Source organism: Nonomuraea sp. NPDC052265 (genome assembly GCF_044547985.1).
Classification (GTDB): Bacteria; Actinomycetota; Actinomycetes; order Streptosporangiales; family Streptosporangiaceae; genus Nonomuraea.
Window position 1 is genome coordinate 19,778 of record NZ_JBIUBJ010000025.1, and the last position, 21,628, is coordinate 41,405.

Here is a 21,628-nt window from a genome sequence, read left to right on the forward strand (position 1 = left end):
GCGGTCAGGCCGGGCAGGTGGCGCCCGCCGCCGGCACCTTCCCGTTCAGCAGGTACGCGTCCACCGTGCGCGTCACGCACCCGTCGCCGCTCAGGTACGCGCCGTGCCCCTCGCCCTCGTACGTCATGAGCACGCCGGTCTTGAGTTCGGCGTTGAGCCGGGTGGCCCACTCGTACGGCGTGGCCGGGTCGCCCCTGCCCCCGATGACCACGATGGGCGCCGAGCCGGTGGCGTCGATGCGCTTGGCCGCGTCGTCGCCCGGCGTGGGCCAGTGGCCGCAGGCGGTGGCGGTGCCGTCCGCCGACAGGATGGGGAAGATCTTCTTGATCTTGTCGTCCACCCGGGCCATGTCGGCGGCGGTCGGGCGTTCGGTGGTGTCGGCGCAGGTGATCGCCTGAAGGCTGGTCATCATGGTCGAGTAGGTGCCGTCGGGCCGCCGTCCGGTGTAGGCGTCGGCCAGGGAGAGCAGGGTGGCGCCGTCGCCCTTGATCCCGGCCGCGGCGGCCTGCTCCAGCACCGGCCAGGCGGCCTTGGCGTACAGCGGGGTGATGACGGCGAGCTGGGCCAGGCCGTAGGTGAGCTGCCGGTCGCCGACCTTGAGCGGCTTGGTCTTGAGGCCGGTGAGCAGCTTCTCGACCGCGCTCCGCACGGCGGCCGGGTCCTTGCCGAGGTCGCAGGTCTGCGCCACGCAGTCCTTCGCGAACGCCTCGAAGGCGTGGGCGAAGCCGGTGGCCTGGGTGACGGCGCGCTCCTCGAACGTGACGGTGGGGTCGAAGGCGCCGTCGAGGACGAAGCGGCCGACGTTCGCGGGGAAGCGGGTGGCGTAGACGGCGCCGAGGTGGGTGCCGTAGGAGAAGCCGAAGTAGTTGAGCCGCCGGTCGCCGAGGGCGGCCCTGATGCGGTCGAGGTCTTCGGCGGCGTTCACGGTGCCCACGTGGGGCAGGATCTCGCCCGAATCCTTCTCGCAGGCCGCGGCGAACTTCTTCGACGTCGCGTCGCCGTCGGCCCCCGAGGGCGCGGCGAGGAGGGCGTCGAGTTCGCCGCCGCACCTGACGCCCGCGCTGCGATCGACGCCGCGGGGGTCGAAGCTGACGAGGTCGTAGCGGGTGCCCAGGCTGCCGAACGCCCTCGCGACCTGGGCCAGGGTGTCCACGCCGGACCCTCCGGGCCCGCCGAAGTTGAAGACCAGCGAGCCGAGGGGGTCGCCGGTGGCCTTCACCCGGATCAACGCCAGGTCGATCTTCCGGCCGCCGGGATCGCCGTGGTCGAGGGGCACCTGCACGGTCCCGCACTGGACGGACGCGTCGGCCGGGAGCGGCTTGCCGTCGGGCCCGGTCAGCCCCGTGCACGGGCTCCAGGCGACGGAGCTCTTGGCGGGACCGGCCTGCTCGGCGGTACCGGCCGGCTTCGCGGGCTCACCCGGGCTGCCGCACCCGGCGAGAACGGCGGCGCCCAGGAGGATCGTCAACATCGCCTTCTTCATGCTGACCAGCATGCGGGCACGGCATTCGCCCAGGTAGTGGGGAGAGACATAGGTTCCTGGTGACTTCGGAGATGTCCGGAAGATGATGAATGTCAACCCCGGCGCGGGCGGCTGACGAACCACATGCCGAAGAGGCCGAAGCCGACCCCGGTGGCGCAGGTCCAGATCCACCACGTGTTCTCGGGCGCCGGACGGAAGATCAGCAGGACGATCAGGGCGACGGCCCACAGGGCGGTGCCGGCCCCGACGGCGGCGGTGTCGTTGGTCTTGATCGGCTCGGGATCGGGGCGCCACTGCTGCTTCACGTGTCCAGCCTAGCTTCCAATCGGGTCTCGATCCGATTGCGGACACTTTTCCCAGCTCACCACTACTGTCACTCTTCGGCGCGTGAGTGACATACGTAATGCAATCGACCGTTTCTTCGCAATCTCTGAACGAGGCTCGACGGTCGCCCGTGAGGTGCGCGGCGGCCTGGCCACGTTCTTCACGATGGCCTACATCGTGGTGCTGAACCCGATCATCCTCGCCTACGGCAAGGACATCGAGGGCCAGGTCATCGGTGACGGCACGACCCCGCAGGTGCCGCTGGTCGCCGCGGGCACGGCGTTCGTGGCCGGCGTCCTGACGATCATCATGGGCCTGGTCGGCCGGGTGCCGTTCGCGATGGCCGCCGGGCTCGGGCTGAACGCCTTCGTGACCTTCAACATCGCCACGATGATGACCTGGGAGGAGGCCATGGGCCTGGTCTTCCTCGAAGGCGTCATCATCGCGGTCCTGGTGCTGACCGGCCTGCGGACGGCGGTGTTCCGCGCCATCCCGGCCCAGCTCAAGACCGCCATCAGCGTAGGCATCGGCCTGTTCATCGCGCTGATCGGCTTCGTGGACGCCGGCTTCGTGCGCAAGGCCGCGGGCACACCGCTGGAGCTGGGCATCGGCGGCCAGCTCACCTCCTGGCCGGTCCTGGTGTTCATCGTGGGCCTGCTGGCCACGGCCGCCATGGTGGCGCGGAAGGTCAAGGGCGCGATCCTGATCGGCATCGTCGGCTCGACCGTGCTGGCGATCGTCGTCCAGGTGCTGACCAAGCTGGGCAGGGCCACGCCGGAGGCCCCCGGCGGCTGGCAGCTCAACGTGCCCGCCCTGCCCGCGGCCGACGAGATCTTCGGCTTCCACAACCCGCTGACGCTGTTCACGGAGTTCGACCCGATCGGCGCCTTCAGCCGGATCTCCGTGCTGCTGGCCGTGCTGTTCGTGTTCACCCTGCTCATCACGGACTTCTTCGACACGATGGGCACGATCGTCGGCGTCGGCCGCCAGGCGGGCCTGGTCCAGGCCGACGGCACGCTGCCGCGTACCAAGGAGATCCTGCTCGTCGACTCGATCGCCGCGGCGGCGGGCGGCGCCGGCTCGGTCTCGTCGAACACCACCTACATCGAGTCGGCCGCCGGCGTCGGCGAGGGCGCGCGGACCGGTCTGGCCAGCGTGGTCACCGGCGTGCTGTTCCTGGTGGCCATCTTCTTCGCGCCGCTGGTCGCCGTCGTGCCCTACGAGGCCGCCACGCCCGCGCTGGTCGTCGTCGGCTTCCTGATGATGACCGCCATCCGCGACATCGACTGGGACGACTACGAGATCGCCATCCCGGCGTTCCTCACCATCGTGGTCATGCCGTTCACCTACTCCATCTCGAACGGCATCGGCGCGGGCTTCATCAGCTACGTGCTGGTCAAGATCGTACGGGGCAAGGCGCGCGAGGTGCATCCGCTGATGTGGGGCGTCACCGCGCTGTTCGTCCTCTACTTCGCGATCGGCCCGATCCGGGCCGCGATCGGGATCTGACCCCGACATCCAGGAGCCGCCCCGCGCATGTGGGGCGGCTTCGGGGTATCAAGGGGTGAGACGAATCTGACCCAGGGAAATATCTTGCCTTCGCATATAGTTAGCAAAGGTAATGAGACGTGCTAATGAACAACCAGCCCAAGATGGACCTGCGCAGCGACGCGGGCCTGGCCTCAGCCCTGCGCGTGTCGATGGCAAGGCTGACCAGGCGACTCCGGCGTCAGGCGGCGGCGCACTCGCTGACGCCCACCCAGTTCGCGACGCTCGCCGCCGTGGAACGGCATTCCGGGATAACCCCCGGCGAATTGGCCGAGCTAGAGAAGGTGCAACCGCCCTCGATGACGCGCGTGATCGCCGCGCTAGAGGAACGCGGCCTGGTCGCACGCACCCCGCACCCGACCGACCGGCGTCAGGTGAGCGTGACCGTGACCGAGGCCGCCCAGACGTTGCTGAAGGAGGAACGCCGCCGCAAGGAGGCGTGGCTGACACAGCGGCTGAAGGAGCTCTCGCCGGAGGAGCGGTCGATCCTGCGGCAGGCGGCGCCGATCCTGGAGAAGCTCAGCAAGATATAGAGCCTGAGCAACCCAAGACCGGGATGTTCCGGTCGCTCAAGGTTCGCAACTATCGCATGTTCGCGGCAGGTGGCGCCGTCTCCAACGTCGGCACCTGGCTGCAGCGCACCGCCCAGGACTGGCTGGTGCTCGACCTGACCAAGGGCCCGCACGGCGCGGGAGGCAGCGCGGCGGCCCTCGGGCTGGCGACCGCGCTGCAGTTCCTGCCGATGTTGTTGTTCGGGCTCTTCGGCGGCGTGCTCGCCGACCGCTACCCCAAGCGGCCCATCCTCATCGCCGCCCAGTCGATGATGGCGGTGCTCGCGCTCACCATCGGCGTGCTGACCATGACCGGCACCGCGCAGGTCTGGCACGTGTTCGTGATGGCGTTCCTGCTCGGCATGATCTCCTGCGTCGAGGTGCCGACCAGGCAGGCGTTCGTGGTCGAGATGGTCGGACGGCAGGACCTGCCCAACGCCATCGCCCTGAACAGCTCCATCTTCAACCTCGCCCGCGTGGTCGGCCCGGCGCTGGCCGGCATCCTGATCTCCGTGCTGGGCGGCACGGGACCGATCTTCCTGATCAACGCGCTCACCTTCGGCGCGGTGATCTCCAGCCTGATCTTCATGCGCAGGTCCGAGCTCAACCTGTCCGAGCCGGTGCCCAGGGCCAAGGGCCAGCTCCGGGAGGGGCTGCGGTACGTCCTGGGGCGCCAGGAACTGCTCATGCCGATCCTGCTGATCGGCTTCGTGTCGATGTTCTCGCAGTCGTTCTCGATGTCGATCGCGCTGATGGCCCGCGAGGTGTTCGGCGCGGGGGCGTCGTCGTTCGGGCTGGCCTCCAGCATGTTCGCGGTGGGCGCGCTGGGCGGCGCGCTGCTGGCGGCGCGGCGGGCCAGGCTCTCGCGCAAAGTGCTCTTCTCCGGGGCGATCGGGTTCGGGCTGTTCCAGGTGCTGACCGGGCTGGCCCCCTTCTACCCCGTCTATCTGCTGCTGCTCGTCCCGACCGGCGTCGCGTTGATCACCATCAACACGGCCGCGAACGCCAGCGTGCAGATCGCCACGTCCCCCGAGATGCGGGGCCGGGTCATGGGCATCTACATGCTCGTCTTCACCGGCGGGGCGCCCGTGGGGGCGCCGCTGATCGGGTGGCTGTCGGAGCTGGGCGGGCCGCGTGCGGGCGTGCTGCTGTCGGGCGTGCTCGTCCTGGTGGGGACCGGGCTCGCGGTGCTGGTGACCAAGCTGATCGGCAACCGGATGGCCAGGCCGGCACTGGCGATGGCGTGAGCCGTCCCCGTCCGGGGACAATCGCATGACATGAGGCTCTTCGCGGCCGTGGTCCCGCCTGAGGAGGCGCTCGACGAGGTCGAGCGCGCCGTGGCGCCGTACGTCGGGCAGGTGACGGGGCTGCGCTGGGCGGGCCGCCCCACCTGGCACATCACGCTGGCCTTCTACGGCGAGGTGCCCGAGCGGGCGCTGCCCGACCTGGAGGCGCGCCTGGCGCGGGCCGCCCACCGGCACACGGTGCTCGACCTGGCCCTCGCCGGGGCCGGGGCGTTCTCCTCGGCGCGGCGGGCAAGGGTGCTGTGGGCGGGGGTCGCGGGCGACCCCATGACCCGGCTGGCCGACTCGGCCCGCGCGGCCGGCCGCCGCGCGGGCGCCCCGCAGACCGACGAGAAACGGTTCCACGCGCACCTCACCCTGGCCAGGGCCAGGACGGACACGGACCTCAGGGACCTGGTGGAGTCGCTGGCGGCCTTCGCCGGGACGCCCTGGCGGGCCGAGCGGCTGCACCTGTTCCGCAGCCACACCGGACCCCAGGTGAGGTACGAGTCACTCGGCGATTGGGCGCTCGCACCGGTGAAGCAGGGCTAGGCTCCAGGTCGTGGACCGTCCTCGCCCCTGGCTGCTGCCTCTCGTGCTCGGCCTGCTGTTCCTCATCGTCATCCTGGGTGCCCTGCTGACCTGAGCCGCTCCGGGCGGCCGGGCCCGCGGTCGTGCCGGGCCCGGCCGGTCGCGGTCTCACCAGGCGTAGTCCTCCGGCGCGGTGCTGTGGCCGGGGAAGATCTCGTCGAGGCGGGCCAGGGTGGCGTCGTCCAGTTCGATCTCCAGGGTGCGCATGCTGCCTTCGAGCTGCTCCAGCGTGCGCGGGCCGATGATCGGGGCGGTGACCGCGCGCTGCCTGAGCAGCCAGGCCAGCGCCACGTACGCCGGGTCCTCGCCCAGCTCGTCGCAGAGCTTCTCGTACGCCTCGATCTTGTCCCGGTGCTTGTCCAGCTCCCTGACCATGGTGTCGGAGGCGGACCGCCCCTTGTCGATCTTGCGCAGGACGCCGCCCAGCAGGCCGCCGGCCAGCGGGCTCCACGGGATCACGCCGATGCCGTAGTCCTCGCAGGCGGGCAGCACCTCCAGCTCCACCGCCCTGGTGAGCAGGTTGTAGTGGCTCTGCTCGCTGGTCAGCCCGAACGTGCCGCGCCGCGCCGCCGTCTCCTGGGCCTTGGCGATGTGCCAGCCCGCGAAGTTGGACGAGCCCACATAGATGATCTTGCCCTGCTGGCGCAGGACCTCCATGGCCTCCCAGAACTCGTCGAAAGGCGTGTTCCGGTCGACGTGGTGGGCCTGGTAGACGTCGATGTAGTCGGTCTGCATGCGCTTGAGCGAGGCGTCGCAGGCCCGGCGGATGTTCAGCGCCGACAGGCGGCGCTCGTTGGGCCAGTCGCCCATGTCGCCGTAGAGCTTGGTCGCGATGACCGTGCGCTCGCGGCGGCCGCCGCCCTGGGCGAACCAGCGGCCCAGGATGTTCTCCGTGATTCCCTCGCCCTTCTTCCAGCCGTAGACGTTCGCGGTGTCGAAGAAGTTGATGCCCAGGTCGTGGGCCTTGTCCATGATCGCGAAGGAGTCTTCCTCCGAGGTCAGCGGGCCGAAGTTCATCGTGCCGAGGCAGAGCGGGCTCACCTGGAGGCCGCTGCGTCCGAGGTTGACATAGTCCATGGGGTCCACACTAAGTACCTGGAGTGCGCTCCAGGCCATAGGCTGGGTTCATGATCTGCGCGGGGTCGTCGTGATCGTCCTTCTCCGCGCCGCGTTGCCGATCTTCCTGGCGATGGTCATGGGCATGGTGGGCACGCTGGTGGTCACGTCCGTGCTCGGCAACCACGAGACGGTCGCGCTGGCCGCCTTCGCGGTGATGACGGCGGTGCTCAATCCCGCCATGGCCGCCGTGCAGGGCGCGTTGCGGGGGCTCGGGCCGTTCGTGGCGCCGTACCGGGACGATCCGGGCGCGGCGGTGCCCGTCGTACGGGACGCGCGCTGGCTCAGCCTGGCCACCGGCACGCTGGGGGCGCTCGCGGTGCTCTGCGTGCCCGTGCTCGCGCGGGTGAGCGGGGTGCCCGAGGAGGTGGTCGGCGAACTGGGCCTGCTGCCCTGGTTCCTCGCCGCCTACCTGCTGGTCTTCGGCTCGACCGGCGGCGCGAGCACGATCCTGGTGGCGCTCGGGCGCAGCCGCGACGTGTTGTGGCCGAGCCTGACCTTCGGCCTGGTGCTGAGCGCCCTGACCGTGGTCCTGGCGCCGCGGCTCGGGCTCGACGGCGTGGGCCTGGCCTGGGTGGTGGCGGGGGTGGTGGCCGCGGTCGTGGCGAGCCTCAACCTGCGCCGCGCGCTCGGGCGGCCGATCGGGCAGGCACGGCCCAGGACGGCCGAGATCGTCCGTCTGGCCAGGGTCAGCGTCCCGCTGGCGGCGACCGTGCTGATCAAGTTCGGGGTGCTCGGCGTGGTCACGTTCGCCGCGAGCACCACCGGCGCCCGCGACACCGCCGCGCACGCGGTGCTGACCACGCTCGCCGGCCTCATCATGATGGCCTCGCTCTCCGTGGCGCAGGCGTCGGTGCCCGAGGTGGCCCGCGCCCGTGACCCGGCCGGGGCGCGGCGGGCCAACCGCACCGCCGCGCTGCTCGCCGTCGCCGGCACGCTGACCGCCGCCCTGGCGCTGCTCCTGCTGGGCGAGCAGGTGCTCGGGCTGTTCACCGGCGACGCGGCCGTCCGCGAGCGGGCACTCGGGCTGCTGCCCCTGATGCTGCTGTCGTCGCTGGCCGACGCCGCGCAGGGCGTCCAGGGCATCGGGCTGACCGCGCTCAAGCGGTCCGGGGCGAGCCTGGCCTACTTCGTCCTCGGCTACGGCGCGCTCCTGGCGGCCGCCGTGCCGGTCGCGCGGACGTGGGGGATCGACGGGCTCTGGGTGGCCATGGCGGCGGCCAACGGCCTGTTGCTGGTGCTCCAGGGGGCCGGGTTCCGCCGCCACAGCGCCCGCGTGGGCGCGGCCGAGGCGGTGGCCTGAGCGCTCCGGGCGGAGTCGTGGGGCATGATGGCGAAGTGGGGGATGTCGTGTTCCGGGTTCTGGCCGCCGTGGCGGCGACGTTCGTGCTGTCGGCGGCTCCGGCGTGGGCGGACGACGACGGGCCGGAGAAGGTGTTCACGTTCAAGGACCGGAACATCACCGAGTCGAGCGGCCTGGCCGTCTCGCCCACGCACGAGAACGTCTTCTACACCCACAACGACAGCTCCGCCGCCCCCGTCTTCTACGCGGTCGGCGCCGACGGGCGTACGAAGGCCACCTTCCACCTGCGCGGCGCCCAGGCCAGGGACTGGGAGGCCATGGCCGCGACCAGAGACCCCGCCACCGGGCAGGGCACGCTCTGGTTCGCCGACATCGGCGACAACCTCGACGGCGCCTGGCCCGACGTGTCGATCTACAAGGTCGCCGAGCCGCGGACGCTCCGCGACGCCACGCTGCCGGCCACCCGCTACCGGTTCCGCTACGCCGGCGGCGGCCGCAACGCCGAGGGCATCATGATCAACCCGCGCACCGGCCGCCTCTACGTCGTGTCCAAGGAGTTCTCCGGGTCCGTCTACGCCGCGCCCAAGCAGCTGCGCACCGACAAGGTCAACGTGCTGCGCAGGGTCGCCGCGGCCCCGATCATGGCCACGGACGCCGCCTACGCCCCCGACGGCTCCTCCTACGTCATCCGCACGTACTTCTCGGCGACCCTCTACCGCCCCTCGGGGGAGACCCTCGCCCAGGTCACCATGCCGGAGCTGCGGCAGGCCGAGTCGATCGCCTACACCGCCGACGGCAAGGCCCTGCTGGTCGGCTCGGAGGGTCCGAACAGCCCGGTCTACCGGGTGCCGCTGCCCGAGCGGGCCCAGGCCACGCGCACGCCCACGCCGAAGCCCGTCGCCGCCCAGGAGAGCGCGCGCCCGTCCGACACCGCGGAGCCGAGCGGCCTGACGGCCAAGGACGTGCTGATCTGGCTGGCCGCGGCCGCGGGCGCGACCGGTGTGATCACCTTCATCGCGCGCCGCACCCGCTGAGCCGTCAGGGGTTGCGCATGGTCGCGGTGAACATGTCGCCGCGCAGCGCGCGCTCGACCACCTCGATCGAGCGCGACAGGCGCACCAGCCGCGGCCCCTCCTGGCGGTAGGTGTCGAGCACGGCCTCGATGGCGTGCGGCGGCAGGTGGCCCTTGAGGTCGACGGCCGCGCCGCGATAGCCCGCGCGGGCGGCCTCGACCGCCGACCGGACGTGATGCCTGGCCATGCCGGCCAGGGCCACCGGGTGCCGCCTCAGCACTTCGTAGGCCCGGTAGTCGGGCGGCACCGCGTCGAGCAGCCAGGCCACCGCCGAGGTCTCCCAGTCGGGGACGCTGGGCGGACGGACCTCGGCGGGCCACTCTGGCGGGACATACATGAGCCCATCGTACTCATGTTCGATTCGCCCGGGTATGGCGGCAGGGCGGCCTTTACCAGGAAAATCAGGTGTGTGACGGAAAAGATCGGTGTCGTCGGAGCGGGGATCGTCGGGCTGGCCGTGGCGCGCGAGCTGGCCGCCGCCCGGGGCGCCGAGGTGACCGTGCTGGACAAGGAGCCGCGCGTCGGCGCCCACCAGACCGGGCACAACAGCGGCGTCGTGCACGCCGGGATCTACTACCCGCCGGGCTCGCTCAAGGCCAGGTTGTGCCGGGAGGGCGTGGCGCTGCTCAGGGCGTACTGCGCCGAGCACGGGCTGCCCTACCGCGAGGTCGGCAAGCTGGTCGTGGCCAGTACGCGGGCCGAGCGGGCGCCGCTGCGGGCGCTGGCCGAGCGGGCGCGGGCCAACGGCGTCCCCGGCCTCGCCGAGCTGGACGGCCTCGGCCTGCGCGAGATCGAGCCGCACGCGGTCGGCGTCGCCGCGATCCACTCGCCGCACACCGCCATCGCCGACTTCCCCGCCGTCGCCCGCGCGCTCGCGCTCGACGTGGCGCGGATGGGCGGCTCGGTACGCCTGTCGCACCACGTCCGGGCGATCCGCGAGACGTCGAGGGGCGTCCAGGTGCTGGCCGGGGGCGGGCGGTTCACCTTCGACCGGCTGGTGGTCTGCGGCGGGCTCGGCACGGACGCGGTCGCCAGGATGGCCGGGGCGCCGGGGGACGTACGGATCGTGCCGTTCCGGGGCGAATACTACGCGCTGGCCGGGGCGGCGAAGGAGCTGGTGCGCGGGCTGATCTACCCGGTGCCCGACCCGCGTTACCCGTTCCTGGGCGTGCATCTGACCAGGCACATCGACGACGAGGTCCTGGTGGGGCCGAACGCGGTGCTGGCCCTGGCCTACGAAGGCTACAGATGGCGAGATGTACGAAATCTCGGTCAAATAATGCGTTGGCCGGGGACACTTCGCATGGCTCGCACCCACTGGCGTACCGGGGTCAAAGAGGTCTACGGCTCTCTCGTCAAGAGCGCCTTCGTCAAAGCCGCCCGCCGGTACGTGCCCGAGCTCACCGCCGCCGACCTCGTCAGGACCGGCGGCGGCGTACGGGCCCAGGCCGTCGCCAGGGACGGCCGGCTGGTGGACGACTTCGTGGTCGACGTCCAGGGCGGCGTGGTGCTGGTCCGCAACGCGCCTTCGCCCGCGGCGACGTCAAGTCTGGCAATTGCCCGGCATATTGCCGGAATTGTCCCAGCACTCTCCCGATGAGGGCATCCTTGGATGTGATGGAATCACGCCTGCTGATAGTCGAGGACGACCCCAACATCCTCGAACTCCTCGCCGCGAGCCTGAGGTTCGCGGGCTTCGACGTCACCACGGCCAAGAGCGGCCTCGACGCCGTCAACGCCGTGCAACGGCACCGGCCCGACCTCGTCGTCCTCGACGTCATGCTGCCCGACCTGGACGGGTTCGAGATCGTCCGGCGGATGCGGAGCGGCGGGCTGCACACGCCCGTGGTGTTCCTGACCGCCCGCGACGAGACCGAGGACAAGATCCGCGGGCTCACGATCGGCGGCGACGACTACGTCACCAAGCCGTTCAGCCTGGAGGAGGTCGTGGCCAGGATCCACGCGGTGCTCCGGCGTACGAGCGGGGACGCGCAGGCCGCGCCGCCCAGGCTGACCTTCGCCGACATCGAGCTGGACGAGGAGAGCCACGAGGTCTGGCGCGGCGGCAACGCCGTGTCGCTCTCGCCGACCGAGTTCAAGCTGCTGCGCTACTTCATGACGAACGCCGGCCGCGTGTTGTCCAAGCCCCAGATCCTCGACCACGTCTGGGACTACGACTTCAGGGGCGAGGTGGGCATCGTGGAGTCGTACGTGTCCGTCCTGCGCAGGAAGATCGACAACCGTAGCCCCCGGCTCATCCACACCCTGCGGGGCGTCGGATACGTGCTGCGCCTGCCGCCGAGCCCCTGATGAGAGCCCTGCCGCTGAGGGTCAAGCTGATCGCGGCGATGCTGGCGCTGCTCGGCTGCGGCATGACCTTCGTCGGCCTGGTCAGCGTCTCGGTGCTGCACGGCTACCTCATGGACCGGGTGGACAGCCAGCTCAACCTGCTCAGCGTGCGCATGCACAAGAAGGTCGTGAGCGACTGGCGCCGGGACAGGGAGACCCCCGACCGCCCGATCCTCATCGAGTCCGACGCGATCGCCCTGGTCAAGGAGCCGGGCGAGGAGTTCGTCCCGATGTTGCGCGACCGCGACGTGGACGTCAAGCCCAAGCCCGTCCTGCGCGAGTCGCCCGGCGCCGACGCCTACACCGCGCCCGCCGTCGGCGGCGACGGCGAGTGGCGGGTGCTGCAGAGCGTCATCCAGCGCCGCACGCTGGTCGTCGCCGTGGACCTGGAAGAGGTGGACGCCATCACCCGGCGGCTCGTGCTGATCGAGCTGCTCGGCGGCGGCGGCATCCTGCTCATCCTGGCGGTCGCGGGCGTCACCATCGTCCGCCGCAGCATGCGGCCGCTCGGCCAGATCGAGCGCACCGCCGAGGCCATCGCGGGCGGGGAGCTCGGCCGCCGGGTGCCGGACGCCGACCCCCGTACCGAGGTGGGCCGCCTGGCCAGGTCGCTCAACGGCATGCTGGCGCAGATCGAGACCGCCTTCGCCGCGCGCTCGGCGTCCGAGGCGGCGGCCCGCCGCTCCGAGGACCGCATGCGCCAGTTCGTCGGCGACGCCTCCCACGAGCTGCGCACCCCGCTGACCTCGATCCGCGGCTTCGCCGAGTACGCCCGCCAGAACCCCGGCGCCGATCCCGCCGAGCTGATGCAGCGCGTGGAGAAGGCCGCCGGGCGCATGAGCCTGCTGGTCGACGACCTGCTGCTGCTGGCCAGGGTGGACCAGCAGCGCCCGTTGCAGATGCGCCCGGTGGACATGCTGGCCCTGGTCGCCGACGCCGTGCACGACGCCAGGATCCTCGCCCCCGACCGTACGGTGAAGCTGGACGTGGTCGGCGGCGCGGCCCTCATCGTCTCCGGCGACGAAGTGCGCCTGCGGCAGGTCATCAGCAACCTCATGACCAACGCCATCGTGCACACCGAGCCCGGCACCCCCATCGTCGTACGCGCCGGGGCGACCGACGACACGGTCTTCACCGAGGTCGCCGACAGCGGCCCCGGCCTGCCCCCCGAGCAGGTCGAGCGGGTCTTCGAACGCTTCTACCGCGCCGACTCCGCGCGCAGCCGCCGCCGTTCCTCCGAGGACCGCGGCAGCGGGCTCGGCCTGGCCATCGTGCAGGCGCTCGTCCAGGCCCACGGCGGGACCGTGACGCTGACCAGCTCGCCCGAGGAGGGCTCCACCTTCAGGGTCGAACTCCCACTCGCCTTGGAGTGAGCCTTCAGCTAACCCTCAGGTGCCTGCGCCACCCTGGAATCGTGACAAAACCCGAGCTCCGCGAGGCGTTGATCATGGTGGTGGACGACGAGCCCAGCATCAGGGACCTGCTCTCCGCCAGCCTGCGCTTCTCCGGGTTCGAGGTGCTGACCGCCGCCGACGGGCAGGAGGCCGTCGAGGTCGCCGAACGCACCTCGCCGGACCTCGTGGTGCTCGACGTCATGCTGCCCGACCTGGACGGGTTCGAGGTGGCCAGGCGGATCGACGCGCCCGTGCTGTTCCTCACCGCCCGCGACGCCACCGAGGACAAGATCGCCGGTCTCCGGGTGGGCGACGACTACGTCACCAAGCCGTTCAGCCTGGAGGAGGTGCAGGCCAGGATCCGGGCGGTGCTGCGCCGTACCAGGGCCGAGGGGGCGCCGGCCAGCCGGCTCAAGGTGGCCGACCTGGAGCTGGACGAGGACGCCCGCGAGGTCTGGCGGGCCGGCCGCCAGGTACGACTGTCCCCGACGGAGTTCAAGCTGCTGCACTACTTCATGGTCAACGCCGGCCGGGTGTTGTCGAAGGCGCAGATCCTCGACCACGTGTGGAACTACGACTTCGGCGGCGACGCCGGCGTCGTGGAGTCGTACGTCTCCTACCTGCGGCGCAAGGTGGACGACGTCGAGCCCCGCCTGATCCACACCCTGCGCAGCGTCGGGTACGTGCTCAGGGAGCCGCCGCCCGCCGGTTGATCCCGGCCGGCGCCCATGCGCTGTGGACCGTCCCGGACGCTCACCGTAGCGTGGACCTGCGGGCGCGAGGTGTCGAGCGGCGTACCGCGGGAAGCGGGGTTGGCACCTATGGAGCTGCTGGGGGCGTTGGAGTCGTTGCGCCGCCCGCTCGATCGCGAGCTGTTCCCGCTGGCGATCGGCGAGGCCGCGGCGGACCGGCGCGCCCTGCGCGAGCTGACCGGTCAGCTCGACGACTACCTGCTGCCGCGGCTGCGGGCGATCGACGCGCCGCTGCTCGCCGTCGTCGGCGGATCCACCGGGGCGGGCAAGTCCACGCTGGTCAACTCGCTGGTCGGGGCCGACGTGGCCGAGCCGGGGGTACTGCGGCCCACCACGCTGGTGCCCACCCTCGTCGTCAGCCCGGCCGACCGCGACTGGTTCACGGGCCAGAACGTGCTGCCCGGCCTGTCCCGCGCCACCGGCGCCACCGGCGGCTCGGGCGCGCTGCGCGTGGTCGTCTCCGACGCGCTCGGCGCCGGGCTGGCGCTGCTCGACGCCCCCGACATCGACTCCGTGGTGACCTCCAACCGGGAGCTCGCCGCGCAGCTCCTCGCCGCCGCCGACCTGTGGTTGTTCGTCACCACCGCCGCCCGGTACGCCGACGAGGTGCCCTGGAGCTTCCTGCGCTCGGCCCGCGAACGCAGCACGGCCCTCGCCGTCGTCCTCGACCGGATCGCGCCCGAGGCCGTCGAGCCCGTCTCCCGCGACCTCGACCGCCTCCTGGCGGAGAACGGCCTGTCGGGCACCCGGCTGTTCACCGTGCCGGAGGCCGCGCTGCCCGACGAGAAGGCGCGGCTGCCGGAGGAGTCGGTGCGGCCCATCGTCTCCTGGCTCACCGGGCTGGCCGCCGACGCCGCCGAGCGGTCCCGGGTCGTCCGCCAGACGTTGTCGGGCGCCCTGGACAGCCTGGACACCCGCGTCCCCGCGCTGGCCACGGCCGTCGAGCGTCAGCAGGCCGCCTTCGACGGGCTGCGGACGATCGTGACCGGCGCGTACGCGGGCGGCATGGCCGACTTCGACGAGGGCATGCGCGACGGCTCCCTGCTGCGCGGCGAGGTGCTGGCCCGCTGGCAGGACTTCATCGGCACCGGCGACCTCATGCGGTCCCTGGAGAGCCGGGTGGGGTGGCTGCGTGACCGGATCGTCGGCTTCTTCACCGGCCGCGCCCCCGCCGTCGAGCTCAAGGACGCCCTGGAGAGCGGCGTCGAGTCGCTGATCAGGGGCGCGGCCGACGGCGCGGCCGAACGCGCGCGCGAAGGGTGGTCGGCCGCGCCGGGCGGGGGCGGGCTGCTCGACCGGCTCGGCGCCATGGAGGCCGCGCGGCTCGGCCGGGCCTCTCCCGACCTGGGCGGACGGGCCGAGGCGGCGGTGCGCGGCTGGCAGGAGTTCGTCCTCGACCTCGTACGGGAGGAGGGGGCGGAGAAGCGGACCACCGCGCGGCTCGCGTCGTTCGGCGTCAACGGGGCGGGGCTGCTGCTCATGCTGGCCGTGTTCGCCTCGACCGGCGGGCTCACCGGGATCGAGGTCGGCATCGCGGGCGGGACGAGCGTGTTGTCGCAGAAGCTGCTGGAGGCCGTCTTCGGCGACCAGGCCGTGCGTTCGCTGACCACGCGGGCCCGCGAGGACCTGCGGGAACGGGTGCGCGTGCTGCTGGCGGAGGAGGCCGCGCGCTTCACCGTCCGGCTGGAGACCGTCGAACCGCCCGGGGGCACGGCCGACGCCCTGCGCGCGGCGGCCCGCGCGATCCACGACCACCGCACCGAACTCCCCGCCCCGGCCGCCCCCACCGCCGAACTGCCCGCTCCTGACGGTCGCGCGGCCGAGTCGCCCGCGCCCGACCGTGGGGAGGGGCCGTGAAGCTGCTGCGCCGCAAGGAGGGGCCCTCGCTCGACTCCCGGCTGGCGGCCCTGCTGGAGGCCGCCGAACTGGCCGAGGGACGCCTCCCCGAGCAGGACGTGTCCGCCGCGCGGTCCGTCGCCGAACGGGCCGGCGCACGCCGCAGCCTCTCGATCGACCACACCGTGGCCGCGCTCGCCGGCGCGACGGGCAGCGGCAAGTCCTCCCTCTACAACGCCCTGGCCGGGGAGGACCTGGCCGCCGTGGGCGTCACCAGGCCCACGACCTCCACCGCCCAGGCCGCCCTGTGGGACGGCGAGGGCGCCGGCCCGCTGCTGGACTGGCTCGACGTCCCGCGCCGCCACTCCGCCGCCGAGGCGCCCGGGATGTCCGGTCTCGTCCTCCTCGACCTGCCCGACCACGACTCGATCCGGCTCTCCCACCGTCTAGAGGTGGACCGCCTGGTGGCGCTGGTGGACCTCCTCGTCTGGGTCGTCGACCCCCAGAAGTACGCCGACGCCGCCCTGCACGAGCGCTACCTGCGCCCGCTGGCCGGACATCGCGACGTGATGCTGGTGGTGCTCAACCAGGTGGACCGCCTGCCTCCACAGGCTGTGGAGCGCTGCGTGGCCGACCTGCGCCGCCTGCTGGAGGAGGACGGGCTCGCGGGCGTGCCGGTGCTGCCGGTCTCCGCCAGGACCGGCGCCGGCCTGCCGGAGCTCCGCTCGATCCTCGCCGACCGGGTCGCCGAGCGCGGGTCGTGGGCCGCCCGCCTGGCCGCCGACGTCACCGCCGCCGCCGGCCACCTGGCCGCGGACGGCCCGCCGCCCGACCCCGGCGTCAGGCGGGTGGCGGGGCTGGACCGGCGGCTCACGGGCGCGCTCTCCCGGGCCGCCGGGGTGCCGCTGGTCCTGGAGGCCGTGGCCAAGGGGCACCGCCACCGTGCCGTGGTCGCCACCGGCTGGCCGGTCACCCGGTGGTTGCGCAGGTTCCGGCCCGACCCGTTGCGCAGGCTCAGGATCGGGGTGGGACGGCCGGGCAAGGAGGTCGTGGGGCGTACGTCGGTGCCGGCGGCGTCGGCCGTACAGCGGACGCAGGTCGAGACGGCGATCAGGGACGTCGGCGAGGCGGCCGCGGCGGACCTGCCCGGCCCGTGGGCGGCGGCGGTGCGGCAGGCCGCGCGCTCGCGCGCCCCGGAACTGGCCGACGCGGTGGACCGGGTCGTGGGCCGCACCACCGCCGGGACCACCCGCAGGCCGCGATGGTGGCGGATGGTGAACGTGCTCCAATGGGTCGTCTTCGCCATCATGGCGGCGGGTGCCCTGTGGCTGGGCGTGCTGTTCGGGATGGACTACCTGCGCCTGCCGCAGCCGCCGCTCCCGACCCTGGGCGCGGTTCCGTGGCCGACCGTGCTGCTGGCCGGCGGCGCGCTGGCCGGGGTGGTGATCGCGTTGTTGTCCCGCCTGGCCGCGTGGGCGGGCGGGCGGCGCAGGGCCAGACGTACGGCGCGGGCGCTGCGCGCGGCCGTCGGCCAGGTCGCCGAGAACTACGTGCTGGACCCCGTGACGGCCGAACTCGACCGCTACACCCGCTTCACCAAGGCCGTCACCACAGCCCGCTCCTGACCGCCGTCACGCCCTCTTCCGGCCGAGCAGGGGGATCGCGAGCAGGGCGCCCAGCAGGGCGGACGCCGCGCCCACCAGGAACGGCGCCGACGCCCCGGACCACTGCCCGGCCACCCCCGCCACCCCCGATCCCGCCGCGGCCCCCATCCCCAGGGCCGTGGACAACCATCCGAACGCCTCCCCCTGGGCCCCGGGCGCGAACCGGTCCACCAGCAGCGACGACGTCGTCAGCGCCGGATTCAGCACCAGCCCCCCGGCGAACAGCACCGCCCAGAACGCCGGCAACGCCCAGACCACCGCCAGTGGCGCCAGCACGACGCCGAGCACCAGCATCAACCCCACCAGCCGCGCCGCCGGCGAGGACGCCCACGTACGGGCCGCGTACCCGGCCGCCCCGGCGATGCCGCCCAGCGAGAGCGCCGCCACGAGCAGCCCGGTGGCGGCGGGCACGTCCCGGGCGGCGGCCATCGCGGGCACCCCCACCTGCAGCGCGCCGATGGCCCCGCCGAGCAGCAGCACCACGGCCAGCAGCACCAGCATCCGGCGGTCCGCGAAGACCCGGCCGCCCTCCCGTACGGGAGCCGCCCCGTCCGCCCTCAGCGCCCGCGAGAAGGCCAGCGTGCCCGCCCCCGCGGCGACCGCCACCACTCCCAGCGCCAGCGAGGACGAGGCCACCGCGATCACCAGCCCGAACAGCAGCGGCCCGACGAGCAGGGCCAGCTCCTGCACCAGGTAGACCAGGCTGTAGACGGCCGTACGGGCGTCGTCGGTCACCCGCCGCCCCCATTCGACGCGCATGCTCACCGAGATCGGCGGCAGCCCGGCCCCGGCGACCCAGGCCAGCGCCACGGACGTCCACACCGGCCATCCGCCCACCGCCACCGCGACCAGCGCGATCAGCGCGGCGACGTGCAGGAACGCCGTCACCGTGAGCACCGCCCGAGGCCCGCGCCGGTCCATCAGCCGCCCCTGGACGGGCCTGCCCATGCCCGCGCCCACCGAGAACGCCGCCGCGCACGTCCCCGCGAGCGCCAGCGACCCGGTCGCCGTCTGCACGACCAGCACCATGCCCACGGGCGCGACCTGCTGCGTGAGCTGGGAGAGGAAGCCGAACAAAGCCTGCGCCCCGACCCCGGGCATCCGAACCAGAGCCCGATACGGCATGTCCATCCCCATACGCCCACGCTAACCCCAAGATCGCCAACCGGAAGGGCATCGCGCCCCCGGCTCTCCAGGGACGGTCAGTCGGAGGTGAGGGAGGCGGCGACCGTACTCAGGGCGGACAGCAGGGGGCGGAGCAGGGGATGCGCGTCGGAGCCTCGGCGGGTCGCGGCGAAGACCCGCCGGTCGGGCCCCGGCGTGTGGCGCACCACGACCCCGGCCAGCGCCATGTCCCGGAGCGCGAGCCGCGGTACGAGCGCCACCCCCGCGCCCGCCCCCACCAGCGCCACCACGGCCCGGAAGTCGTCGGAGCAGTGGACGACGTTGGGCGTGAAGCCCACCTGCTGGCAGGCGAAGGTGATGACGTCGTGCACGGGATTGCCCGGGTAGGGGCCGATCCAGGTGTCGGCGGCGAGCGACACCAGCGTGGCCGACCCCGCCCCCGGATGGCCTTCGGGCAGGACCAGGTCGAACGGCTCGGCGTACAGGGGGATGCGCGACAGCCGGCGGTCGGCGGCGTCGGGCCCGCCCCGGTACTCGACCGTCACGGCCAGGTCGGCCCCGCCGTCGAGCAGCATGGCCAGGCTGTGGTCGCCCTCGGCGTCGCGCACCCGGACCTTGAGTGCGGGCGTGGTGGCGCGCAGGGCGGCGATGGCGGGGGAGAGCACGGCGCTGATCGCGGTGGCGAAGCAGGCCACCGTCACCTCGCCGGCCTGGCCCGTGGTGTACGCGGCCACCTCGGCCTCGGCGCGTTCGAGCTGGGCCAGCACCTCGTTGGCGTGCCCCAGCATGATCTTGCCGACGGCGGTGAGGTGGACGCCCCGGCCGTCACGCGTGAACAGCCGGTGGCCCACCTCGTGCTCCAGCGCCACGAGCTGCTGGGAGACCGCCGAGGGGGTCAGGTGGAGCGCCGCCGCGGCGGCGGTGACCGTGCCGTGGTCGGCCACCGCCCGCAGTGTGCGCAGCCGCCGCGTGTCAATCACGCAGCGAGGATACTCAACCCTGGCGAGCCTGCACGAACGCCGCCACGGCGCGGTCGACGTCCTCGGTGGAGTGGGCGGCCGAGAGCTGCACGCGGATCCTGGCCTGGCCGTGCGGGACGACCGGGTAGGAGAAGCCGATCACGTAGACGCCCAGGTCGAGGAGGCGTTCGGCCATGGCTCCGGCCTCGGCGGCGTCGCCGATCATCACGGGCACGATCGGGTGCTCGCCCGGCAGGATGTCGAACCCCGCCTTCGTCATCTCGCCGCGGAAGCGCGCGGTGTTCGAGCGCAGCCGCTCGCGCGCCTCGCCGGACGTCTCCAGCAGGTCGAGGATGCGCAGCGAGGCCGAGGCGATGACGGGGGCCAGGGAGTTGGAGAACAGGTACGGCCGCGACCGCTGGCGCAGCAGCTCGCAGATCTCCTTGCGGGCCGAGACGTAGCCGCCGCTGGCCCCGCCGAGCGCCTTGCCCAGGGTGCCGGTGATGATGTCGACGCGGTCGGTCACGCCGTGCAGCTCGGGCGTGCCGCGGCCGGTGGGGCCGACGAAGCCGACGGCGTGGGAGTCGTCCACCATGACCATGGCGTCGTACCGGTCGGCCAGGTCGCAGATCTCGCGCAGCGGGGCGAGGTAGCCGTCCATGGAGAAGACGCCGTCGGTGACGATCAGCCGCCGGCGGGCGTCGGACGCCTCCTTGAGCCTGGCCTCCAGCTCGGCCATGTCACGGTTGGCGTAGCGGAAGCGCTGGGCCTTGGAGAGCCGGATGCCGTCGATGATGCTCGCGTGGTTGAGCGCGTCGGAGATCACCGCGTCCTGGGCGTCGAGCACGGTCTCGAACACGCCGCCGTTGGCGTCGAAGCACGAGCTGTAGAGGACGGTGTCCTCCATGCCCAGGAAGTCCGACAGGCGCGATTCGAGCTCCTTGTGCACCTCCTGGGTGCCGCAGATGAACCGTACGGACGCCATGCCGAAGCCCCAGCGGTCGAGCGCCTGCTTGGCCGCCTCGACCACCTCGGGGTGGTCGGCCAGGCCCAGGTAGTTGTTGGCGCAGAAGTTCAGCACCTCGCGCCCGGCCACGCCGACCTGGGAGCTCTGCGGGGTGGTGATCACCCGCTCGGGCTTGAGCAGCCCGGCCTCGGTGATCTCGTCGAGCGTCGCACGCAGTTGCTCGCGCACGTTCGTGAACATCAAGCGCTCCAATCGAGGATGACCTTGCCCGTACGGCCGCTCGCGGCCGTGTCGAAGGCGGCGTCGAAGTCGTGGTACGGGAATCGATCAGTGATCACGGGGGAGAGGTCGAGCCCCTTTTCCAGCAGGACTGACATGTTGTACCAGGTCTCGAACATCTCCCGGCCGTAAACGCCCTTGATCGTGAGCATCGAGGTCACCACGGTCGCCCAGTCGACGGCGAACTCCTCGGCGGGAAGACCGAGCATCGCGATCTTCCCTCCGTGCGTCATGTTCGCGATCATGTCACGCATGGCTCCTGGGTTACCGGACATCTCCAGCCCGACGTCGAAGCCCTCCCGCATGTGGAGCTGGCGCACGCCCTCGTCGATCGACGACCTGGAGACGTTGATCGCGAGCGAGACGCCGAGCTTGCCGGCCAGGTCGAGGCGCTCGTCGCTGACGTCGGTGATCACCACGTTGCGCGCGCCGACGTGCGTGGCCACGGCCGCGGCCATGAGCCCGATCGGGCCGGCGCCGGTGATCAGCACGTCCTCGCCGACCAGGGGGAAGGACAGCGCGGTGTGCACGGCGTTGCCGAACGGGTCGAAGATGGCCGCCACGTCGGGATGAACGGGAACCCGGTGCACCCAGACGTTCGAGGCGGGCAGCGTCACGTACTCGGCGAACGCGCCGTCCCTGTTGACGCCGAGGCCGACCGTGTTGCGGCACAGGTGGCGGCGTCCGGCCATGCAGTTGCGGCACTTGCCGCAGACGATGTGGCCCTCGCCGCTCACCAGGTCGCCGACGGCGATGTCCTCCACGCCGGGCGCGACCTCGACCACGTGGCCGCAGAACTCGTGCCCGACGACGAGCGGGAGCTTCAGCGTGTGCCGCGCCCAGTCGTCATATTTGCGGATGTGCAGGTCGGTGCCACAGATGCCGGTACGCAGCACCCGGATCTTCACCTCACCCGGCCCGACCTCGGGCTCCGGCACGTCCACCAGCCAAAGGCCGGGTTCGGCCTTCTGCTTGACCAGCGCTTTCATCGCTTCACTTCCCCCTGTTCCGAACCTAACGCACTGTGCCCG

General features: G+C 72.3%; 20 protein-coding genes. 12 read left to right on the top strand and 8 right to left on the bottom strand.

Annotated elements, in window-relative coordinates:
- Positions 1-4 precede the first annotated feature (4 nt).
- Both ACIHAD_RS41920 and ACIHAD_RS41925 read right to left on the bottom strand, forming a co-directional pair.
- Positions 5-1,495 (bottom strand): alpha/beta fold hydrolase, encoded by a 1,491-nt coding sequence (locus ACIHAD_RS41920; protein WP_397360385.1) that lies wholly within the window; start codon positions 1,493-1,495, stop codon positions 5-7.
- 80 nt (positions 1,496-1,575) lie between these two features.
- The gene (locus ACIHAD_RS41925; protein ID WP_358298770.1) at positions 1,576-1,788 is read right to left on the bottom strand and encodes a DUF2530 domain-containing protein; all 213 of its coding nucleotides are present in this window, start codon (positions 1,786-1,788) and stop codon (positions 1,576-1,578) included.
- 82 nt (positions 1,789-1,870) lie between these two features.
- Between ACIHAD_RS41925 and ACIHAD_RS41930 the strand changes: the two genes are divergently transcribed.
- The 4 genes from ACIHAD_RS41930 (at position 1,871) to thpR (ending at position 5,741) form a co-directional block, all read left to right on the top strand.
- Positions 1,871-3,316, top strand: coding sequence for an NCS2 family permease (locus tag ACIHAD_RS41930; protein WP_397360386.1), 1,446 nt, complete (start codon positions 1,871-1,873; stop codon positions 3,314-3,316).
- 125 nt (positions 3,317-3,441) lie between these two features.
- Positions 3,442-3,888 (top strand): MarR family winged helix-turn-helix transcriptional regulator, encoded by a 447-nt coding sequence (locus ACIHAD_RS41935; protein WP_397360387.1) that lies wholly within the window; start codon positions 3,442-3,444, stop codon positions 3,886-3,888.
- 23 nt (positions 3,889-3,911) lie between these two features.
- Positions 3,912-5,153 carry an MFS transporter gene (locus ACIHAD_RS41940; RefSeq protein WP_397360389.1) on the top strand — a complete coding sequence of 414 codons (1,242 nt, stop codon included), beginning with the start codon at positions 3,912-3,914 and terminating at the stop codon, positions 5,151-5,153.
- Between the two features lie 30 nt (positions 5,154-5,183).
- Positions 5,184-5,741: an RNA 2',3'-cyclic phosphodiesterase gene (gene thpR / locus ACIHAD_RS41945; RefSeq protein ID WP_397360390.1), complete on the top strand. Its 558-nt coding sequence runs from the start codon at positions 5,184-5,186 to the stop codon at positions 5,739-5,741.
- Positions 5,742-5,888: 147 nt separating this feature from the next.
- On the opposite strand, the gene ACIHAD_RS41950 is transcribed toward thpR, so the two are convergent.
- The gene (locus tag ACIHAD_RS41950) at positions 5,889-6,857 is read right to left on the bottom strand and encodes an aldo/keto reductase (protein ID WP_397360391.1); all 969 of its coding nucleotides are present in this window, start codon (positions 6,855-6,857) and stop codon (positions 5,889-5,891) included.
- 70 nt (positions 6,858-6,927) lie between these two features.
- Between ACIHAD_RS41950 and ACIHAD_RS41955 the strand changes: the two genes are divergently transcribed.
- Together ACIHAD_RS41955 and ACIHAD_RS41960 are read left to right on the top strand one after the other, a co-directional pair.
- Positions 6,928-8,199 carry an MATE family efflux transporter gene (locus ACIHAD_RS41955; protein WP_397360392.1) on the top strand — a complete coding sequence of 424 codons (1,272 nt, stop codon included), beginning with the start codon at positions 6,928-6,930 and terminating at the stop codon, positions 8,197-8,199.
- A 35-nt stretch (positions 8,200-8,234) separates the two neighbouring features.
- Positions 8,235-9,233, top strand: a complete 999-nt coding sequence (locus tag ACIHAD_RS41960) for a hypothetical protein (RefSeq protein WP_397360393.1) — start codon at positions 8,235-8,237, stop codon at positions 9,231-9,233.
- 4 nt (positions 9,234-9,237) lie between these two features.
- Here the strand turns inward: ACIHAD_RS41960 and ACIHAD_RS41965 are convergent, their stop codons facing one another.
- On the bottom strand, positions 9,238-9,609 hold the full coding sequence (locus tag ACIHAD_RS41965) for a hypothetical protein (protein WP_397360395.1): 372 nt from the start codon (positions 9,607-9,609) through the stop codon (positions 9,238-9,240).
- Positions 9,610-9,624: 15 nt separating this feature from the next.
- Here ACIHAD_RS41965 and lhgO point away from each other — a divergent pair, with 15 nt between their 5' ends.
- The 6 genes from lhgO (at position 9,625) to ACIHAD_RS41995 (ending at position 17,228) form a co-directional block, all read left to right on the top strand.
- Positions 9,625-10,872: an L-2-hydroxyglutarate oxidase gene (gene lhgO, locus ACIHAD_RS41970; RefSeq protein WP_397360396.1), complete on the top strand. Its 1,248-nt coding sequence runs from the start codon at positions 9,625-9,627 to the stop codon at positions 10,870-10,872.
- 17 nt (positions 10,873-10,889) lie between these two features.
- Positions 10,890-11,582, top strand: coding sequence for a response regulator transcription factor (locus tag ACIHAD_RS41975; protein ID WP_352361663.1), 693 nt, complete (start codon positions 10,890-10,892; stop codon positions 11,580-11,582).
- The gene (locus tag ACIHAD_RS41980) at positions 11,582-12,994 is read left to right on the top strand and encodes a sensor histidine kinase (RefSeq protein WP_397360397.1); all 1,413 of its coding nucleotides are present in this window, start codon (positions 11,582-11,584) and stop codon (positions 12,992-12,994) included. The genes ACIHAD_RS41975 and ACIHAD_RS41980 overlap by 1 nt, the downstream gene beginning before the upstream one ends.
- Before the next feature lie 74 nt (positions 12,995-13,068).
- Positions 13,069-13,728, top strand: a complete 660-nt coding sequence (locus ACIHAD_RS41985; protein ID WP_397360495.1) for a response regulator transcription factor — start codon at positions 13,069-13,071, stop codon at positions 13,726-13,728.
- A gap of 108 nt (positions 13,729-13,836) precedes the next feature.
- Positions 13,837-15,624 carry an ABC transporter gene (locus ACIHAD_RS41990; RefSeq protein ID WP_397360496.1) on the top strand — a complete coding sequence of 596 codons (1,788 nt, stop codon included), beginning with the start codon at positions 13,837-13,839 and terminating at the stop codon, positions 15,622-15,624.
- Entirely contained in the window at positions 15,621-17,228 is a 1,608-nt protein-coding gene (locus ACIHAD_RS41995; protein WP_397360398.1) for a GTPase family protein, read from the top strand. Before ACIHAD_RS41990 ends, ACIHAD_RS41995 begins: the two co-directional genes overlap by 4 nt.
- A 6-nt stretch (positions 17,229-17,234) precedes the next feature.
- Here ACIHAD_RS41995 and ACIHAD_RS42000 read toward each other — a convergent pair whose 3' ends face one another.
- From ACIHAD_RS42000 to tdh, 4 genes are all read right to left on the bottom strand, one after another.
- Positions 17,235-18,392 (bottom strand): MFS transporter, encoded by a 1,158-nt coding sequence (locus ACIHAD_RS42000; RefSeq protein WP_397360399.1) that lies wholly within the window; start codon positions 18,390-18,392, stop codon positions 17,235-17,237.
- Positions 18,393-18,469: 77 nt separating this feature from the next.
- Positions 18,470-19,372, bottom strand: coding sequence for a LysR family transcriptional regulator (locus ACIHAD_RS42005; protein ID WP_397360400.1), 903 nt, complete (start codon positions 19,370-19,372; stop codon positions 18,470-18,472).
- A gap of 13 nt (positions 19,373-19,385) precedes the next feature.
- A complete protein-coding gene (locus ACIHAD_RS42010) occupies positions 19,386-20,558 on the bottom strand; it encodes a glycine C-acetyltransferase (RefSeq protein ID WP_397360401.1) in 1,173 nt (390 codons plus the stop codon).
- Positions 20,558-21,586 (bottom strand): L-threonine 3-dehydrogenase, encoded by a 1,029-nt coding sequence (gene tdh, locus ACIHAD_RS42015; RefSeq protein ID WP_397360402.1) that lies wholly within the window; start codon positions 21,584-21,586, stop codon positions 20,558-20,560. The genes ACIHAD_RS42010 and tdh overlap by 1 nt, the downstream gene beginning before the upstream one ends.
- Positions 21,587-21,628 lie beyond the last annotated feature (42 nt).

What these genes read in the sequence shown, in the direction of transcription:
- ACIHAD_RS41920 (WP_397360385.1), bottom strand. Translation starts at nt 1,495, where the DNA reads ATGCTGGTCAGCATGAAGAAGGCGATGTTGACGATCCTCCTGGGCGCC.
- ACIHAD_RS41935 (WP_397360387.1), top strand. Translation starts at nt 3,442, where the DNA reads ATGAACAACCAGCCCAAGATGGACCTGCGCAGCGACGCGGGCCTGGCC.
- ACIHAD_RS41940 (WP_397360389.1), top strand. Translation starts at nt 3,912, where the DNA reads ATGTTCCGGTCGCTCAAGGTTCGCAACTATCGCATGTTCGCGGCAGGT.
- thpR (WP_397360390.1), top strand. Translation starts at nt 5,184, where the DNA reads ATGAGGCTCTTCGCGGCCGTGGTCCCGCCTGAGGAGGCGCTCGACGAG.
- ACIHAD_RS41950 (WP_397360391.1), bottom strand. Translation starts at nt 6,857, where the DNA reads ATGGACTATGTCAACCTCGGACGCAGCGGCCTCCAGGTGAGCCCGCTC.
- ACIHAD_RS41965 (WP_397360395.1), bottom strand. Translation starts at nt 9,609, where the DNA reads ATGTATGTCCCGCCAGAGTGGCCCGCCGAGGTCCGTCCGCCCAGCGTC.
- lhgO (WP_397360396.1), top strand. Translation starts at nt 9,625, where the DNA reads ATGTTCGATTCGCCCGGGTATGGCGGCAGGGCGGCCTTTACCAGGAAA.
- ACIHAD_RS41975 (WP_352361663.1), top strand. Translation starts at nt 10,890, where the DNA reads ATGGAATCACGCCTGCTGATAGTCGAGGACGACCCCAACATCCTCGAA.
- ACIHAD_RS41980 (WP_397360397.1), top strand. Translation starts at nt 11,582, where the DNA reads ATGAGAGCCCTGCCGCTGAGGGTCAAGCTGATCGCGGCGATGCTGGCG.
- ACIHAD_RS41985 (WP_397360495.1), top strand. Translation starts at nt 13,069, where the DNA reads ATGGTGGTGGACGACGAGCCCAGCATCAGGGACCTGCTCTCCGCCAGC.
- ACIHAD_RS41990 (WP_397360496.1), top strand. Translation starts at nt 13,837, where the DNA reads ATGGAGCTGCTGGGGGCGTTGGAGTCGTTGCGCCGCCCGCTCGATCGC.
- ACIHAD_RS42000 (WP_397360399.1), bottom strand. Translation starts at nt 18,392, where the DNA reads ATGCCGTATCGGGCTCTGGTTCGGATGCCCGGGGTCGGGGCGCAGGCT.
- ACIHAD_RS42010 (WP_397360401.1), bottom strand. Translation starts at nt 20,558, where the DNA reads ATGTTCACGAACGTGCGCGAGCAACTGCGTGCGACGCTCGACGAGATC.
- tdh (WP_397360402.1), bottom strand. Translation starts at nt 21,586, where the DNA reads ATGAAAGCGCTGGTCAAGCAGAAGGCCGAACCCGGCCTTTGGCTGGTG.